This window comes from Vibrio sp. TH_r3 (genome assembly GCF_033101115.1).
GTDB lineage: Bacteria > Pseudomonadota > Gammaproteobacteria > Enterobacterales > Vibrionaceae > Vibrio.
The window spans coordinates 94,027-110,309 of record NZ_JAWMPW010000002.1; the positions used below are offsets into that span (position 1 = coordinate 94,027).

At 40.2% G+C, this 16,283-nt stretch carries 17 protein-coding genes; 4 read left to right on the forward strand and 13 right to left on the reverse strand.

Going from position 1 to position 16,283, the window contains the following annotated elements; translation table 11 throughout:
- Positions 1–78 precede the first annotated feature (78 nt).
- The 12 genes from R3X26_RS02900 to yihU all read right to left on the reverse strand — a co-directional run bounded on the left by R3X26_RS02900 (position 79) and on the right by yihU (position 12,922).
- On the reverse strand, positions 79–726 hold the full coding sequence (locus R3X26_RS02900) for a peptidoglycan DD-metalloendopeptidase family protein (RefSeq protein WP_317715628.1): 648 nt from the start codon (positions 724–726) through the stop codon (positions 79–81).
- Between the two features lie 74 nt (positions 727–800).
- Positions 801–1,418 (reverse strand): DsbA family protein, encoded by a 618-nt coding sequence (locus R3X26_RS02905; protein WP_317715629.1) that lies wholly within the window; start codon positions 1,416–1,418, stop codon positions 801–803.
- Between the two features lie 78 nt (positions 1,419–1,496).
- The gene (gene nrtS / locus R3X26_RS02910; RefSeq protein WP_317715630.1) at positions 1,497–1,733 is read right to left on the reverse strand and encodes a nitrate/nitrite transporter NrtS; all 237 of its coding nucleotides are present in this window, start codon (positions 1,731–1,733) and stop codon (positions 1,497–1,499) included.
- 213 nt (positions 1,734–1,946) lie between these two features.
- Positions 1,947–3,953, reverse strand: coding sequence for an alpha-glucosidase (locus R3X26_RS02915; protein ID WP_317715631.1), 2,007 nt, complete (start codon positions 3,951–3,953; stop codon positions 1,947–1,949).
- A 198-nt stretch (positions 3,954–4,151) separates the two neighbouring features.
- Positions 4,152–5,201: a TRAP transporter substrate-binding protein DctP gene (dctP, locus tag R3X26_RS02920; protein ID WP_317715632.1), complete on the reverse strand. Its 1,050-nt coding sequence runs from the start codon at positions 5,199–5,201 to the stop codon at positions 4,152–4,154.
- Positions 5,202–5,283: 82 nt separating this feature from the next.
- Positions 5,284–6,573 carry a TRAP transporter large permease gene (locus R3X26_RS02925; RefSeq protein ID WP_317715633.1) on the reverse strand — a complete coding sequence of 430 codons (1,290 nt, stop codon included), beginning with the start codon at positions 6,571–6,573 and terminating at the stop codon, positions 5,284–5,286.
- Between the two features lie 11 nt (positions 6,574–6,584).
- Positions 6,585–7,115 (reverse strand): TRAP transporter small permease, encoded by a 531-nt coding sequence (locus tag R3X26_RS02930; protein ID WP_317715634.1) that lies wholly within the window; start codon positions 7,113–7,115, stop codon positions 6,585–6,587.
- A 319-nt stretch (positions 7,116–7,434) separates the two neighbouring features.
- The gene (locus R3X26_RS02935; RefSeq protein ID WP_317715635.1) at positions 7,435–8,295 is read right to left on the reverse strand and encodes a class II fructose-bisphosphate aldolase; all 861 of its coding nucleotides are present in this window, start codon (positions 8,293–8,295) and stop codon (positions 7,435–7,437) included.
- Between the two features lie 331 nt (positions 8,296–8,626).
- A complete protein-coding gene (locus R3X26_RS02940; RefSeq protein WP_317715636.1) occupies positions 8,627–9,874 on the reverse strand; it encodes an AGE family epimerase/isomerase in 1,248 nt (415 codons plus the stop codon).
- A gap of 141 nt (positions 9,875–10,015) precedes the next feature.
- The gene (locus tag R3X26_RS02945; protein WP_317715637.1) at positions 10,016–10,756 is read right to left on the reverse strand and encodes a sulfite exporter TauE/SafE family protein; all 741 of its coding nucleotides are present in this window, start codon (positions 10,754–10,756) and stop codon (positions 10,016–10,018) included.
- A gap of 102 nt (positions 10,757–10,858) precedes the next feature.
- Positions 10,859–11,920 (reverse strand): aldose epimerase family protein, encoded by a 1,062-nt coding sequence (locus R3X26_RS02950; RefSeq protein ID WP_317715638.1) that lies wholly within the window; start codon positions 11,918–11,920, stop codon positions 10,859–10,861.
- Between the two features lie 108 nt (positions 11,921–12,028).
- Positions 12,029–12,922, reverse strand: coding sequence for a sulfolactaldehyde 3-reductase (yihU, locus tag R3X26_RS02955; protein ID WP_317715639.1), 894 nt, complete (start codon positions 12,920–12,922; stop codon positions 12,029–12,031).
- 215 nt (positions 12,923–13,137) lie between these two features.
- Here yihU and R3X26_RS02960 point away from each other — a divergent pair, with 215 nt between their 5' ends.
- From R3X26_RS02960 to R3X26_RS02975, 4 genes are all read left to right on the forward strand, one after another.
- A complete protein-coding gene (locus tag R3X26_RS02960; protein ID WP_317715640.1) occupies positions 13,138–14,025 on the forward strand; it encodes a PfkB family carbohydrate kinase in 888 nt (295 codons plus the stop codon).
- 14 nt (positions 14,026–14,039) lie between these two features.
- Complete coding sequence (locus R3X26_RS02965; protein ID WP_317715641.1) at positions 14,040–14,798, forward strand: DeoR/GlpR family DNA-binding transcription regulator; 759 nt, start codon at positions 14,040–14,042, stop codon at positions 14,796–14,798.
- A 184-nt stretch (positions 14,799–14,982) separates the two neighbouring features.
- A complete protein-coding gene (locus R3X26_RS02970) occupies positions 14,983–15,267 on the forward strand; it encodes a hypothetical protein (protein WP_317715642.1) in 285 nt (94 codons plus the stop codon).
- Between the two features lie 116 nt (positions 15,268–15,383).
- Positions 15,384–15,758 (forward strand): MazG nucleotide pyrophosphohydrolase domain-containing protein, encoded by a 375-nt coding sequence (locus R3X26_RS02975; protein ID WP_317715643.1) that lies wholly within the window; start codon positions 15,384–15,386, stop codon positions 15,756–15,758.
- 44 nt (positions 15,759–15,802) lie between these two features.
- Here R3X26_RS02975 and R3X26_RS02980 read toward each other — a convergent pair whose 3' ends face one another.
- Positions 15,803–16,243 carry a hypothetical protein gene (locus R3X26_RS02980; RefSeq protein WP_317715644.1) on the reverse strand — a complete coding sequence of 147 codons (441 nt, stop codon included), beginning with the start codon at positions 16,241–16,243 and terminating at the stop codon, positions 15,803–15,805.
- Positions 16,244–16,283 lie beyond the last annotated feature (40 nt).

The following is a 16,283-nucleotide window of genomic DNA, read 5'->3' on the forward strand; positions in this document are numbered from 1 at the left end:
TCCATTACCGATTACTGACTAAATAAGATAGTCAGTAATCGAATCGTTGCAATTAGATGGTCCATTATACGCCGCTGATTAAAGACCAAGGAAAAAGCTAGGATCTGGTGAATTTGCCAGGTAGACAGCTTGGTCTTTTGCGCTTGTTGCACCCGGAAAATCACCTTGCCATTCAAACATATCTTTTATTAGTTGAATATGCAGGTGTGGTGACCATCCACCATTAACGCTAGCGTCACCAACATAAGCGAACGGTTGTCCTTTAGCGATAACCTGACCAACTTTAAGATTGTCGAGTGAGTCTTTGGACAGGTGGCCGTACAAACAGAAACAGGTTTGGTTGTTAATTTCATGTTGTAGAATAATGGTTGGTCCGTAATCAAATGGTAAGTCGTTAAAATTGAAACTATGCACAATGCCTTCTATCGGGGCATGAATCGCCGTTCCTTCTTTTACCCATAAGTCTAATCCTAAGTGAATACAACGAATCTCTTGTTCAGGTAATTGTGAAAAATGAGCGGCGTTTCTATAGGTTGCGCGTTTTTCAGCATATCCCCCAATGGCAACATGGTGTTGCTCGGTTAAGTGAGATTGTACGAATTGACTTAAATAATCCGGATCAGCGGTACGGTCATAATCTAAGTCAGGGTTCGTTTCTGCAAGGTCGATGTTAATCCACTGATTCTTGGGATAATAATTTCCAAAAATATGAGAAAAATCAGACATGTCAACTCCATGTTATGCTCTGGCATCCTGCCATATTATTCAGTTTTCTTACTATAAATTAAGTTTAGCGCAACTTATATTAACAGCGATTGTACTTGGCTAATTGTATTGTTGGCGTTTTGATAATCAATTTTAAGTTCAGTAACTGTATCGTTTTTTTCTAAAAATAGAGAAGGGAAACCGCTGTTGCCTAAAGAACGGGTAAAGCTAATTTCGTTAAGCAAATTTTGATTAGTTTGTTCTGATACAAGATCCGCCGCAAATTTCTCAGAATCTAAACCAATTTGTTGCGCAATTTGTATAAGAATTTCATTATCACTTGGATTTTTGGCATTCAAATAGTAAGCATGCTGAATTGCCTTGAGCATTGGGCGTTCTGCGTCTTGTAAACGTGCTGCTAAAACCGCTCGGCATGATGGGTAAGTCGAGCGACGAGGGGTGTTTTTTTGCCAAAAATCGTAATTAAATTCTGTACCTAGGTAATTTTCAATTTTTTTCCAATAAGACGCGATTTGTTGCTGCATTTCTATCGGCATCGGTACATCAGAGTCAGGTGCTAAACCACCGACTAGATACACTATCTCGACTTCTGACGTTAAGGCTTGTTCTATTTGATTCCAAGTAGGTTTATAACCCCAACACCAAGAACACATAGGATCGTAGACATAATAAAGTTTTGTTTTTGAAGACATTAGAAATTCCTTTTCTTGAACGATAGGTCAAAGTAGCAAACTTTATTAATAAAGTAACCTGCAAGTTGATTTGTTTTGTTATTTTTTGCTCATTTCTATGGTTGCGGAAACGGCAGAATAAGTAGAGACCAAATAAGGAACGCAAAAAGTCAGCAAAATTTTGATTAATCGTTCGTTATCTATATTGCCATTCATTAAAGCATCGCCATGATTAATTATCATTAAGCTAGCGCCAACGACAAGTGCGACTTTGAATGATCTCATCGCTACTTTTTTTGACAGTGCAATTTCTAGCATCTGTTTGCTTTTTGACATCTGAGTGGAAGCCTTTTAAATTTAAGGTTAAGCATTAGTTGTATAAATGATAACGGAAAATCACGATTGTTTCTTTACTGTGTTAATAATTATTTGCTCTATCAATAACTCTTTGTTGTACTAACTATTCTTTGTTGACCGATAAAAAACAGCCTGACTTTATGTCAGGCTGTTCAATTAGTTTTTTATTTGAGTTGGTTGGCTAATGACAGACTAGAACTGTTTTATCTGGCTCAATAGTTGTACATCTTTAGATGATTTACGATAAAAAACAGCTGGTTGCCCTATAGGTGCATCAACCTCTATCCAACCACCTGTGTAGATTTTATCTGTCCATACGTGCACCCATTCGTCTTGAGGAAGATAAACTTTTTTAATCGTTTCACCTTGGTTATAAACCGGAGCAACCAACAAATCTCGACCAAATAAGTATTGGTATTTTATTTCATAAGCTTGCGTGTCCTGTTCATAGTGCATAAATAGCGGTCTTTGAATGGGCATGCCTTGTTGCGCATTTTCTTTAGATGCCGCTTTTATATACGGTTTTAGATGTTTAAATATTTTTGTCATACGGGCTAAGTGAGCTAAGGTTTCACCGTCGGAATCAAATTGATGATTATCATCTGGTCGATTCCCTTCATGGCTACGCATTATTGGTGTAAATGCGGCCATTTCAGCCCATCGTTGAAATAATTCTTTAGAACGTTTGCAGCCATGCAAGGTTGTGTAGCCACCAATGTCGCTGTGATGAATACCGTTGCCCATTAAACCTGAAGAAAGAGCAGCAGGAATAACCGAAGCCAGACCATCATCTAAACACCAATCGACTAACTGATCGCCACCCCATAAAGTATGACACTTACCTTGAATACCGGTTCCGCCTGCACGCATGAAGAATAATATGTCATCTGTTTTTCCTGATTCTTCAATTGCATCGTGTTGCACTTTAGCCCAGCGATAAGGCCATTTGTTATGTTCGATTTCCGCACTTACACCGTTGCTTAGTGCACAATCGGTTGGTAAGTATTCGCCAAAGTCGCCCATCCAACCATCGAGGCCAAAATCTATTAAGTTAGTTTTTATAACGTTTTTATACCACTCACACGCGGCTTGGTTGGTAAAGTCGACAACGCCACAATAGAACTCGCCAAAATCAACCGTATAATTTGAACCGTCTTGTTTAGTGGCTAAGTAACCTTTTGCTAACGCTTCATTGTAAAGAGGGAAGTCTTCTAGCACATAAGGGTTGATGTAACCTAAAAAACGAACGCCTTGCTGTTTAAGTTGATGAATTTTACTGTCTAAGCCAGGATAGAGTTGTTCATTCCATTGCCAGTTCCATTGCAAGCGCTTACCAAACGAAGTCATTTTTATACCTTGCCAATCTTGACACCAAACTCCTGATACTTCCACACCCGCCGCTTTAGCTGCTTCTATTTTTGCAACGGTAATATCGGTGCCGCCTTGGATGCCTAAAATAACCCCGTTGAGTACCCAATCTGGTATTTCAGGTTGTCGACCAAATACGTCGGTAATATTCTGCATAAGAGCAGGATAAGACTTTTCTGCATCAAAAAGGAGGTACTCTGGGATCTCCCAACACTGTAATTCGTGAAATTCTTCATGCGAGAAATCGAAATCAGCATACGCTGTTGTTTCTAAGTGGCAAAAAGATTTTTGATCGGACACAAACGTTGGTTGAGGATAGTTGGTATTGTAATAGTCACCACCGGCTTTATCTTTGGTGTCGGCAAGCCAAGTAACGTAGCTGTTTTTATTACGACCTACACCCGGTTCTGATGACCAGAGAGGGAAGTTCTTGCCTCGTAGATTGAAGTAAGTTAGTTGTTCACCGCAGCCATAGACCTTTTCTTCTTTAGTGGCGGCAACGCGTAACCAAAAGCGGTTGTACTTAGTGTCTATAATTTCAAACTCCGCTTTAAGCCGAGACTCTGGGGTTTCAGAGAGCAACATTTTAATGACTGGTTGGCTGTCAAAATAGAAGGTTACAACCGATTTATCGGCCATTTCCTCTACGGTATATTGGCGAAGAGGCAATCGCTCGCATACGTAATCAGTAATATCAAAGTTACCCCGATACATATCAAAGTTGGCCTGGCCAGTGCCTAAAAATAAACAAGGATTCTCAGCAGAATGGGTTAATAAAGTTCGATTCTTATGCGTAACAACGAGCGCATTTGGGTTGTAGGATACGTTCATTTTGTGGCTCCAAAAGAGTAATAGGGGAAACAATTTAATTTCTGGTCTAATTAGACATTATTTGTATTTATAGATGTCGGTTGTAAATAATTAGATGTTGGCGGTAAACAAAAGTAACTAAAAATCGGCCAAGTAGTCAGTGGTCTTTACCGATTCACCCCTCGCAGATATCGAGGGGTGATGAACACCATAACGCGGTTATTTGAACTGAACGCTGTATTCAGCTGCGATTTTTTCATTACATGTTTTAATTTCACTTTGGAAGCGCTCTAACCAGACTTGGCCTTCAGCGCCGGCCGTGTTTTTGAAGTAATCGCGTACTGGTGCGGCGGCTTGTTGGAACGCAAGTTTTTCGCTGTCTGTTGGGCTATAAACCGTACCACCGGCTTTTTTGAACTCTTCATAAGCCGTATATTCACGGTGTTTTGGATAAGAACGTAAATATTGGTTTTGTGCATCGATACCATCGATGATGACCTTTTTCAAATCATCAGGGAAAGACTTGAACTTCATGTCATTGAACACCCACGCGCCGCCCATATACGCATGACCATCAAGAATGATGTAGTCTAGGCTTTCTTGGAAACGGTTTTGTACAATATCTACGATACCGTTTTTAGTGCCATCTACCACGCCAGTCGATAGCGCTGTATACACTTCAGGCCAAGCGATAGGCGTTGGCGCCGCGCCTAGCTCTTTAACCAATTCTTGCTGGATTTTTGCTGGAACGGTACGTAGTTTTAAACCTTTGAGGTCGTCAGGCGATTTGACCTGTTTTTTGGTAGTAGCAATATTACGCCAACCACCCGAGTTAGATACCATCATTAACCTTGAATTAGGTGCTTTTTTGAGAATGTTGCCACGTATATCGCTCAAAAACTCTTCGTCATCGTAAACGCACTCTGCGACACGGTCGTTAGGTAACATGTAAGGCAAATCAAATGCACCGATTGGCTGCCAATAGTTTGCTAACTCAGCAATAGTGGTTTGGAAGTAATCAAACATACCGGCTTGGATACCCGCAAGACATTCTTTTGCGTTGCTGCATAACTGGCCTGATGGATAAATATCGACAGAGATAGCACCGTTTGAACGTGATTCTACATAGTTTTTGAAAACCAGAAGTGATTGGTGATTGTAGCTGTCTAGGTTCGATACATGAGGTACCGTCAATTTATAATCAGCGGCTGCCACGGCACCTGAGGTTAACATTGCGGTAGTAATGAGTCCAAGTAGTGTCTTTTTCATTTTTTTATCCTTTAAATATCATTATATTATTTTAAAGTTGTAGGTTTATTTCACGTTTAAATTTGCAGTTTATAGCTGCGAGTTACATAACTCCTAGTAGCTGTGGTAAGCCGATAACTAATTGTGGGAAGAATGAAATTAAGAAGATGATTAAAAATTCAATCGCTAAGAATGGAATAATCGCCTTCGAAATATGTTGCAATGGTACGCCTGACACGCCGGATGCAACGAACAGCACTAAACCCATAGGCGGCGTAGCCAAGCCGATAGAAAGGTTACATACCATGACAACACCGAAGTGAACTGGGTCAATTCCTGCTGCAATCATGATTGGAGCGATGATTGGAGCAAAGATTAATATTGCTGGACCTGCATCCAGGAACATACCGACAATAAATAGGAATATGTTGATGATAAAGAACAGTAAATAAGGGTTATCTGTTATGCCGTTAAAGAAATCGGCAACGCTGTTCGATATGCCAGAAAAACTGATAGCAGAAGCAAATCCACTGGCTGCGGCGACGATAATTAATATAGCTGATGCATTAACAGCAACTTTGGCAAACAAAGCGTAAGTTGCTTTTACTGTGCTTACTTTAAGAATATAAACAGACAGTATAATGGCATACAGTACCGCAACTGCTGCGGCTTCTGTTGGGGTAAAGATACCACCATAAATACCACCGAGTATGATCACTGGAGTCATCAGTGGCAATATAGCCATCTTCATGCTTTTGCGGCGCTCTTCTTTTGATGCACGTTCGAACGGTTGTATTTCTGGGTAGTGACGAATTTGGAAGCGATTAACTAACATTAAGCCCAAACAAAAAATCAGCCCCGGAACAATACCGGAAATGAACATAGCCGCGACAGACGTATTCATCACAAAGGCGTAGATTAACATGATACCCGATGGTGGAATGATCGTACCAAGCACGGTAGCTGCGGCAGTTAATGCAGCCGCATAAGCTGGCTCGTATTTATACTTTTTCATTTCAGGGATCAGCATATTGCCGATCGCAGAAGTGGCAGCGACAGACGAGCCTGTTAATGCACCAAACATGGTTGCCGCAATAATCACAACGTGGCCTAACCCTCCACGCATGTGTTGAACGCGAGTTTGAGCAAAGGAAATAATTCGCGGTGTAATACCCCCACTGGACATACACTCACCGGCTAACATAAAAAATGGTAAAGCAAGTAATAGAAAGTTATCTAACCCGGAATAAAGCCTTTGATAAAGCATGTTGATAAACAACACTTGATCATCTTGGATAAAGGTAATAATTGGTGAAAGCCCTAACGCAAATAGAACCGGCACACCAATAAGTAGAAACGTCATAAAATAAAATAGAAAAATAGGCGAAATCATAATACAGCGTCCTATTCTGTTACTTTGGCTAACGGTTCAAGGTCAGCAAAGTGAATGAGGTTGTGGAAAGAGGCGGCTAATTTTTCTAAAGCAGTTAAGCAGGAGAGCGCCAACATAACAGGAGGAATGATATAAATGGTGTACATAGGAATAGGCAAGCTATCTGCCATAACACCGCCTGTTTTATAAAAGGCGTAACCATAATAAATCCAGATTGCGAACAGAATGAGTGCAGCAATGTGTGCAACAATCATAAATACATGGTAAACGCGCTTATCTTTCAATTTGTCTGTAATAAATGTCATTGCAATATTTTGATCGCGCAAATATACAATAGGGAGACAAAGGTAGGTCATGTAGATCATCAAAAAGCGAGATGATTCATCGGTCCAGCTCAAAGGAATGTTAAATATATAACGACAACCAACTTGCAATAGTACGATTGCTGTCATTATTAATAATAAAATACCTGAAAATTGAGCAGTAAATGTTGCTATGGGCGCGTTGATTTTATTCAATGCGTTTTCAATACCCTTAAACATATAATCACCATTCGAAACTATCGTTAGCACATTGGCTTTGTTGTTAACTCAATGTTTTCGCATTAACTTAAATGTGTCTGCTGATATTCTTTATAGTCAGTTCACGCTGTCATAGTTAGTTCACGCGGTAAGCACTTCCTGTACTGTTTATGACCAATCCAATTTTCTTTTTTGTTCATTTTATCGAGCAAAATAATAGCATTTGAAGCTTATTAAGCCGTGATGCCTTTCTCAAACGAACAATTTTTGTCATTATTTGTCTATTGCGTGTCACATTTTAACCGTTTTGGGGGCGGCAGGCCCCCGGTAAGAATGGCTACTATGCTTTGCCATTTGAGCCGAATAATCTGATTTTGTGTTTAACCACTTTCATCATTGATGAAATACCAGAATTATTGACATCCGCTAAGATGAAGTCGTCAGGGTTAGAAGCCCAATGAGCCTGGACTCCACGAATAAAACCTTGGCGTAATTCAGTATCGACATTAATTTTAGCCACACCGCGTTTAACCGCTTCGAGTACTTGGTCATCAGGTACGCCGGAGCCGCCATGCAACACAATCGGTTTTTTTACAGCTTGTTTTATTTCGGATAGTCGTTCGAATTTAAGTTCTGGTGTTGTTTTATAGACACCATGAGCGGTACCGATAGAAACGGCTAAATAATCCACTCCTGTTCTATCTGAAAAGTCGAGTGCTTCCGCAACCGTTGTAATCATGGCATCTTTTTCGTCAACGGTGATGTCGTCTTCTGTTCCACCTATCTTGCCTATTTCACCTTCTGAGCCAAGACCAAGCGCATTAGCGACTTCTACTACGGCTTTGGTTATGCGTATATTGTCTTCAAACGGGAGTGCCGAGCCATCAAACATTAGGGACTGGAAATCTCGAGTTGCTGCTTCCATACACTGTTCGAATTTACGGCTGTGATCGAGATGAATACAGATTGGTACAGTAATATTGTGATGCTGAATAAGCGAGTCTACGGCGTCTCGTAGTGGCTTCATCCCCATCTCATTTATAGCTTTTTGGCCTATCTGAATCATGATAGGAGACTGCTCTTCTTGTGCAGCAAGAAGGACCGCTTTGATTGTTTCTAAGTTGTGTGCGGTGAAAGCACCAATTGCGTAGCCATTATCCCACGCCTGTTGAATCATTGTTTTTCCAGATAAGTAAGGCATTACCAGTTGTCCTTTTTATTTGTTCGTTAATGTAGAAATTATCAGCTATTCGAGTTCATTTATGTTAAGTAAAACTCATTTTATGACATAAATGTACATTAATGGACAAAAATGAGCGTTTGGGCACATTCTTAAATAAATAAGAAAAGAGAGAATAGTTGAAGGAAGAAATGAAGGTAAAACTTAACGAATAGCATAAAAAACACGAAAAAAGATGGCACTTAGTGGCCATCTTGTTAATTTATATGTTCGACTTATTTATATAGACGTTATGGATTTATAACAATAAGTCGGCCGATATCAGCGATTGACATAAATTCATATTTGGTCATTATTTTACATTTTTGTCTAATAACCCTTCCGCTAACGCTGGTGCTAATCCTGGTGCTAATGGCAATCTAGGAATTAGTAGGCAATGCATGAGATGATAAATATCTTGTTTTCCGTCCCATACTTTTGCCGATACTTGGTTATTAGGATCAAGTTCTTGCCACCAAGAACAGCCTTCGTAATCCATTAGGTACGTGCGACAATAATTCCACCAAGTTTGATAATACTGTTCGTATTTTTCATCTTTGGTAACAGTATACAGTGCGTAAGCGGTACCAATAGCTTCTACAGGTGTCCATCGAATACGTTCTCTAACCACTGGCTTTCCGTCCCAATCGACGGAATAAACAAAGCCGGGTGCGCCATCCACAGACCAAGCGTCTCGAACGGTTGCATCAAATAGTCCTTTGGCATCTTCCAACAGCCATTCAGGTGCTTCTGCACCGATTTCAAGTAATGTTGCTCTTAGGTGACAAATCAAACGTCCCCACTCAATCCAGTGCCCCGGAGTACCTCCATAAGCTCTAAAGTGGCTAGCAGGCGTTTCTTTATTATAATCAGGTAGTGGATTCCAGTTTGAATCGAAATGTTCATTGACTCGATAGTTAAGACTTTTGGCTGTTTTGTGAATCATAAATTCAGTAATATGCAGCGCTCGATCTAGCCATTTTTGGTCTTTTGTTACGTCGTATACAATCAAAAACGCTTCAACAGCGTGCATACTTGCATTACCACCACGATAGTCTTCGGTCTCAGAGAACTTTTCATCCCACGATTCCAAACACATCTGTTCTTCTTCACTCCAAAAATATTGTTCAACTACTTTTATCGCTTCATCCAATAATGCTTGAGCTCTAGGGTGACCGGTTGTCACAGCGCTGGCTGCGCCTAGCAACACAAAACAGTGTTGGTAGCCTTGTTTTGAAGGATCAGAAACACCGTCGCCTTGGTTATCTATTGTTGCATACCAACCGCCGTATTTTTTGTCTTTTAGTGGACCTTCTAATGCTGCAATACCATGTTCCACTAAGTCATATGCGCCGGGACGTCCCATTAAGGCAGCAAGAGAGTAACAATGTAGCATTCTGGCTGTGATCCACAGACGAGTTCCCATTTCTTCGCGTATATTGCCGTTGTTACCTATCCAGCCGAATCCATTAGGCACAATGGCGTTTCTGCCAAATTCAAAAATGCGGTCTGTTTCTGTTTCCAACCAAGAATTATGCGATCGGGTGTTAATCCATTTCATACAATATTTCCTCTCTTTAAAACAAATAATTCGATAGAGTTCATAGCAACTAAATTTGTTGATTATTAATCGATAAGTTACTAATCGGTAAGTTGTTAATATATATGACTTTATTTTTATGTCGTAACATGCTTGTAGCCATTACAAATGAATGTTTTTGAGTACCAATACACAGCCAATAACAAAAAGTAAGCTATGGACGATATGGTGGTAATTAATTTTGTATTTTTGTAGTAGGTGATAGCCCACCATTCCACCCGTCATACCAACTAAAAATGCCGGCATAGCCCAAGAGACATAGTGTTTTACTTCTGCGGTAATCAGTCCCTCGTATTGAAAACTGACGATAGCGCCGATCATTTGCAGCATGAAAAAGAATGCTAAGGTAGATTTGGCTTGGTCGGCGGTCCATGGTTGCATTGAAGTGTAAGCAATGACAGGTGGTCCCGCTTCTCCAACACTTGCTCCTAATACACCAGACGCAAATCCAGCGCCAAGCGTTACAGGAACCGAGGTTTTATTAAATAAGGGCTTGGATGAGCGCATTGAGTGCAGACTAGAGATGATCAACACTACACCCATGCTAACTAAAATGTAGGAAGAGGGCAGGCTAGCAAGTAATTTTGCGCCGATAAAAGAGGCAGGTACAGAGCCTGCAACTAAAATTAATCCTGCACGGTATTGAACATGATGCCGCATTTTCCAAACGATAGGCCATGTCACTATCCAACCGAAAATTCCAGCAATGGGCACGGCCATTTTAGCGTCGATGGTCATAGACAGCAGAGGCACCGATACTAAAGCAAGCCCAAAGCCAGTTAGCCCTTGGGTAAAACCACCAAGTAAAATGATGCATGAGATGATGATAATTGTACTGTCCATTAGATTCCTTAAAAAATCGGCCAAAGAGGTTTAAACATTGAACACGGTTTGTCGTTAGGGACGCATTTTTTCCCGATTGAATATCAGTTTATTAGTGCTAGGCTATTTGACACTAAAACGATGAATGGTCTTCTGTTCATAAACGTCTCCAGGATCTAGACGCGTGCTAGGAAAGTGAGCATGGTTCGGGCTATCTGGGAAGTGCTGTGTTTCTAGACATAAACCAGAAAATGCTTGGTATCGGTATCCATTGCGGGCAATCCAAGGCTTATTAGATAATTTGCAACCGTTGTAGAACTGAACGCCAGGTTGAGTGGTCAGTACTGTCATTAACCGACCGCTATCTGCTTCGTAAAGATCAGCCGCGATAGAGTAGCCGTTGTGCTTATTTCTTTGGTGTAAGACGTAGTTGTGATCAATACAGCCATTTGGCATTAGGGACATATTTTCCTCAATACTGGTCATGGAAGTGAAATCTAGTCCAGTATTTTGCACGGATAATAACTCGCCTGTCGGGATCGATTTTTCATCCACAGGGGTGTAGAAATCGGCATATATTTTCAATTTATGTTTATCGACGCTACCTGAATCGTGACCCGCTAGATTATAATAACTATGATTAACTAGGTTTATAACAGTAGGTTGATCTGTCACCGCTCGGAAGTTGTAGTGAACTTGATTGTTTCGGTCTAATCCAATGGTATGCACAACATTAAGTGTGCCTCCGTAACCAGACTCTCCATGAGGCGATACGCGACTGAAATGAATGAGTATTTGTTGCTCATTTTGTTCAATAGCATAATCCCAAACATATTTATCAAACCCTTTAGTTCCACCGTGCAAATGTTGCTGGGTGGAGGGTTCGTTGGTCTCTAATTGGAATTCTTTTCCATCTAGAGAATATCGACCATCTCGAATTCTGTTGGCATATCGGCCAGCAATAGCGCCAAAGAATGGATGACCTTGTAGGTAATTGTCTAACGTTTTGTAGCCCAGAACGATATCTGCTATCTGGTTATTTCTATCCGGAGCTTGGATAGAAGTAACAATACAACCAAAGTTTGTTACTGATATTTTCATGCCATTGCTGTTGGAAAGAGTGAAAAGCTTAACGGGTGTATCTTGGCCTGGTACTTTTCCCCATTGGGTTTCAGTAAATTGCATGGCACTGCCTTTTATATCAATGATTAACTAGATAGTTGATTTAACTATCGTTCTTATATGGGCTAATTCGTTCTTTAAGTTGTCAGCTACTACTTAGGTTCTCAGGTACTATTTTATTTTCGGCTCAAGTCCTGATGTGACGCGTAATTGCTCTAAGATTGCCGACCAATCTTGTTGGCCGCGCCCAGCTGCTCGAGTGATGTTGTACAGTTCACGTGAGGCCGCGCCGCATGGAACAGGCACATTTACTTGGTTAGCAAGATCGAGAGCAATACCAATGTCTTTATGAGCAAGATCGACCATGAAAGCGGGTGACAAATCACCAGAAAGCACTTTGCCTGGCCAGGTGGTGGTAAAGTGGCCTTTTCCAGCAGGTGTACCGCTCATCACCGACATTGCTGTGTCGAAATCAAGCCCAATCGCCTCTGCTAAAGTAATGGCTTCCGCAGATAAAGCATTCAAAGCAATACTCATATAGTTATTAATAATTTTCACTCGAATGCCTTTGCCTGCACCACCAGCATCTACGGTTTCATTACCCATGCAATCAAAAAGAGGTTGAGCTTTAGCAATTTGTTGTTTGCTTCCGCCTGCCAGAATCAGCAGTTCACCTTTAATCGCGTGATCGGATGTGCGTCCTACAGGCGCTTCCATCATTTCTAAACCCAGCTCTTCCATATCACTAATCAGCTTGTCGGTTTCAAAAGGATGAATGGTCGACATATCAATCAATAGCGCATCTTTGCTCATAGTGGATGTAATACTATTTTCACCGAACACAACATTTCGAACCAATGCCCCGTTTGGCAACATGGTGACGATAAATTCGCTATTAAGAGCCGCATCTGCGGGAGAAGTTGCCGCTGTCGCCCCAACGCTTACTGCTGCTTGTACCGCTTGTTCGTTTATATCGAAGACCTTTAAACTGTGACCACCTTTAATTAGATTAGCCACCATTGGGCTACCCATTTGACCTAGACCGATAAAGCCGATAGTTGACATGTTTGTTTCCTCAAACTGTGTAATACGATTTTGGCTAAATATAACCTTTTTTACGAAAACTACCGTAATGAATGTCACATTTTGTTGTTTTATGTTCGTTTGTTGTTGTTTTGTGATTGTAATCCCATAAGGCGTTGGCAAAATCTTATAATGTTGCTCAATACAAACCATAGTTGTGACGTTATATAACGTTTAATTTAAAAGAGAACGAAATAATGCCGATAGCGTGTCTTGGAATTACTGTGCTCGACAGGATTCAACGAGTAAACGAACTGCCTACAAAAGGTGGAAAATTTGTTGCTAATGAATACTTTGAAGTTGGAGGAGGGCCAGCGGCTACCGCTGCAGTAGCCGTTGCAAAACTAGGTAAAGAAGTGGACTTTATTGGTCGTGTCGGTGGCGATTCTGTTGCGGACACAATGTTAAAAGAATTAGCCAGTTATGGGGTGAATATTGGTAATGTAATTCGAATTGAAAACGCTTCTTCGGCATTTTCTGCCGTGTTGGTTGATGATTCGGGTGAACGTATGATCATTAATTACCAAGATAAGCTATTGAACCGTGATATCGAGCCATTAAGAAGTGTTGATTTTTCCACATATTCTACGCTTTTATGTGATGTTCGATGGCCTGAAGGAGCAAAATATGCGCTACAGCAAGCGAAATTACATCATGTTCCTTCTGTGCTTGATGCCGATTTATCACCTGATCCAATTGATGAACTAGTGCAACTAGCTGATCATGTAGTCTTTTCTGAGCCAGGGCTAGAAAAATACACGAATAACAGCGATCCAATTGAAGGGTTGAAAATTGCTCAAAAAAGGACAGAATCCAAGGTTTATGTTACAGTCGGTTCAAAAGGTTGTTATTGGTTAGAAGAAGGTGACCTAAAACACCAAGCAGGTAAAAAAGTGCATGTTGTCGATACAACTGGCGCAGGTGATGTTTTTCATGGTGCGTTTGCTGTCGCCGTCTGTGAACAGATGGCAGCGAGGGAATCAATTATTTTTTCCAATACCGTTGCTGCTGTTAAATGTACAAAATTAGGTGGGCGAGAAGGTATCCCAAATAGAGATACGGTTAACGCCGAAATTAAAAATTAACGACAAGGTTTACCATGACTAATCCGAGACAAGACAAACTTCTACAATTGGTTATTGATAAAGGTTACTGTACGGTTGACGATTTAGCTGAATTTTTACAGGTTTCCACCCAAACAATCAGACGCGATATTAAAAGATTAAGTGATGCTCGATTGATTGTTCGCCACCATGGAGGAGCCAGCTCTCCTTCTAGTACGGTTAACCTAGACTATGAAATACGTAAAGTATCTGAAACTGACGAGAAGAATGCCATTGCAGCTAAAATCGCAGCAATGATTCCAGACAACTCGACCGTATTTTTAACTATTGGAACAACTACTGAGATAATCGCGACTCACTTAGTTAAAAAAAATAATCTGCAAATTATTACCAATTCATTACGTGTAGCCAATGTACTGCATAGTAATAATAGTTTTGATGTTTTAATTCCTAGTGGAAAAATTCGTGCGAGCAATGGAGGCATTGTCGGTACAAAAGCACTCGATTTTGTAAAGAACTTTAGATTTGATTATCTCATTACTAGTGCGGGCTCTATCGATGAAGACGGAACACTTTTAGAATATGACCTTAATGAAACGGCCATTGCGCAATCTGTTATGCAGTCGGCAAGAAATGTGTTTGTTGCGATCGATTCAACCAAATATACACCGAAAGGATCGATTGAATTGGGTCATATAAGTGAAGCAACGGTCTTTTTTACCGACGATTTGCCGCCGCAGCATATTCAAGAAGTGCTCAATCATACGGACGTTAAACTTGAAGTTTGTCGTTAGTATTTTGTCTAGAGAGTAAATAATTGTCCTGAGACAATTAACCCATCATAATCAACACGGAATTTACATTCAGCTGACCAGTAGCGAACCAAGTTCCCTCGATTTGCGTAGTAAGATATTCACAGAAATTATTTGTCATACAAAATGACAGTATAAATACGACCGCAAATCTAAGGGGATAAACATGAAAAAAAATAATCAGATCCAGACCATAGCAGTAAATGATTCTAATGAAAAATACAGCGTTTTATTTTTTCTAGAAGGCATTACTCTACTATGTTTTGTTTTTATCGTTCTTTCTTTTACGATTCCTTACAGCGCAATAGCAATGAAAATGATAGTGAGCTCAATTATAGTTGGAAGTTGTAGCTCTATTGCGATTTTAGCGTTCGCTAATGCAAGGATAGGAGTTGAAAGAGGATTATTTACCAAACCGGTTTTAAAGCAACAATTTAACCATCAGTCTTAAACCATTAGGTTTGATTGGTTATTTGTAGCAAAAAAGATGTATTAGCTTCCAAAAATAAAGGTAAAATTATTGTTTTATCACCAAGTAACATACCTTTTTTCAAAGAGAGATAGCTAATGGAAGCGTTTGAAACATTACTTAAAATTGCACAGCGCAAAGCTGAGTTTGATAAAACCAGTAGCTGGTCAAACGGTGCGCAGACTTATATCGATGAAATTAAAAATGAAATTGATGAAGTGGTCGAAGAATTGCCTCAAGGAAGAGTGTGTTATTTAGAAGATGAATTAGGCGATGTTTTATGGGATTACCTAAATATGCTGGTCGCTTTAGAGCAAGAAAAAGGGATAAATATTGCTTCTGTTTTGCAACGTGCTTGTAATAAATATGAGCAACGAGTGTCGGGAATCGAAGCCGGTAAACAATGGCAAGAGATTAAAGCCCTACAAAATGTCGTGTTAGCGGAAGAACAAGCAAAGTTAATAAACAAATAACAATAAAGAAAGGGCTTATTTGAAATGTAAATAAGCCCTTATTATTAAGCTACACTAGTTTGAGTTTTAAGTTTGTTTTTACCTAATACCCAGATATCGTAGTCACGAAGTACGTATAACGTAAAACATGCTGCTAGCATTGGCCAAGCAGCAAAAAACAATAGGTTGTTGAACGGATCTAAATAGTTACCAAAAGCCGACAGAGTTGAGCCTGTGTGCAGCACCAATACAGCCAAATAGGTGACTTTTTTCCATAGCCCTAATGTAAATGCGCCGATAAATAACACTTGCGCGATACCCAATCCTACCGCCGCATTGGTTGGTAAACTGATGTTATAGAATGCAGAAAAAACTCTAGCAGTGTGTTCTGGTACCATGACTTTATCTAATGCCCACGCCATAAATACTACCGCGATACCGACTCGCAAAGCGAGCAAACAAACGCCTAATTGTTTTTCTAATGTTACTTGGTCCTTTTGAAGCATACTGATTTCCTTGATGATAAGTTAAATTAAAAAGACCGTG

Coding starts and splice junctions, on each gene's coding strand:
- R3X26_RS02900 (WP_317715628.1), bottom strand. CDS start 726: ATGTCTGATTTTTCTCATATTTTTGGAAATTATTATCCCAAGAATCAG.
- R3X26_RS02905 (WP_317715629.1), bottom strand. CDS start 1,418: ATGTCTTCAAAAACAAAACTTTATTATGTCTACGATCCTATGTGTTCT.
- nrtS (WP_317715630.1), bottom strand. CDS start 1,733: ATGTCAAAAAGCAAACAGATGCTAGAAATTGCACTGTCAAAAAAAGTA.
- R3X26_RS02915 (WP_317715631.1), bottom strand. CDS start 3,953: ATGAACGTATCCTACAACCCAAATGCGCTCGTTGTTACGCATAAGAAT.
- dctP (WP_317715632.1), bottom strand. CDS start 5,201: ATGAAAAAGACACTACTTGGACTCATTACTACCGCAATGTTAACCTCA.
- R3X26_RS02925 (WP_317715633.1), bottom strand. CDS start 6,573: ATGATTTCGCCTATTTTTCTATTTTATTTTATGACGTTTCTACTTATT.
- R3X26_RS02930 (WP_317715634.1), bottom strand. CDS start 7,115: ATGTTTAAGGGTATTGAAAACGCATTGAATAAAATCAACGCGCCCATA.
- R3X26_RS02935 (WP_317715635.1), bottom strand. CDS start 8,295: ATGCCTTACTTATCTGGAAAAACAATGATTCAACAGGCGTGGGATAAT.
- R3X26_RS02940 (WP_317715636.1), bottom strand. CDS start 9,874: ATGAAATGGATTAACACCCGATCGCATAATTCTTGGTTGGAAACAGAA.
- R3X26_RS02945 (WP_317715637.1), bottom strand. CDS start 10,756: ATGGACAGTACAATTATCATCATCTCATGCATCATTTTACTTGGTGGT.
- R3X26_RS02950 (WP_317715638.1), bottom strand. CDS start 11,920: ATGCAATTTACTGAAACCCAATGGGGAAAAGTACCAGGCCAAGATACA.
- yihU (WP_317715639.1), bottom strand. CDS start 12,922: ATGTCAACTATCGGCTTTATCGGTCTAGGTCAAATGGGTAGCCCAATG.
- R3X26_RS02960 (WP_317715640.1), top strand. CDS start 13,138: ATGCCGATAGCGTGTCTTGGAATTACTGTGCTCGACAGGATTCAACGA.
- R3X26_RS02965 (WP_317715641.1), top strand. CDS start 14,040: ATGACTAATCCGAGACAAGACAAACTTCTACAATTGGTTATTGATAAA.
- R3X26_RS02970 (WP_317715642.1), top strand. CDS start 14,983: ATGAAAAAAAATAATCAGATCCAGACCATAGCAGTAAATGATTCTAAT.
- R3X26_RS02975 (WP_317715643.1), top strand. CDS start 15,384: ATGGAAGCGTTTGAAACATTACTTAAAATTGCACAGCGCAAAGCTGAG.
- R3X26_RS02980 (WP_317715644.1), bottom strand. CDS start 16,243: ATGCTTCAAAAGGACCAAGTAACATTAGAAAAACAATTAGGCGTTTGT.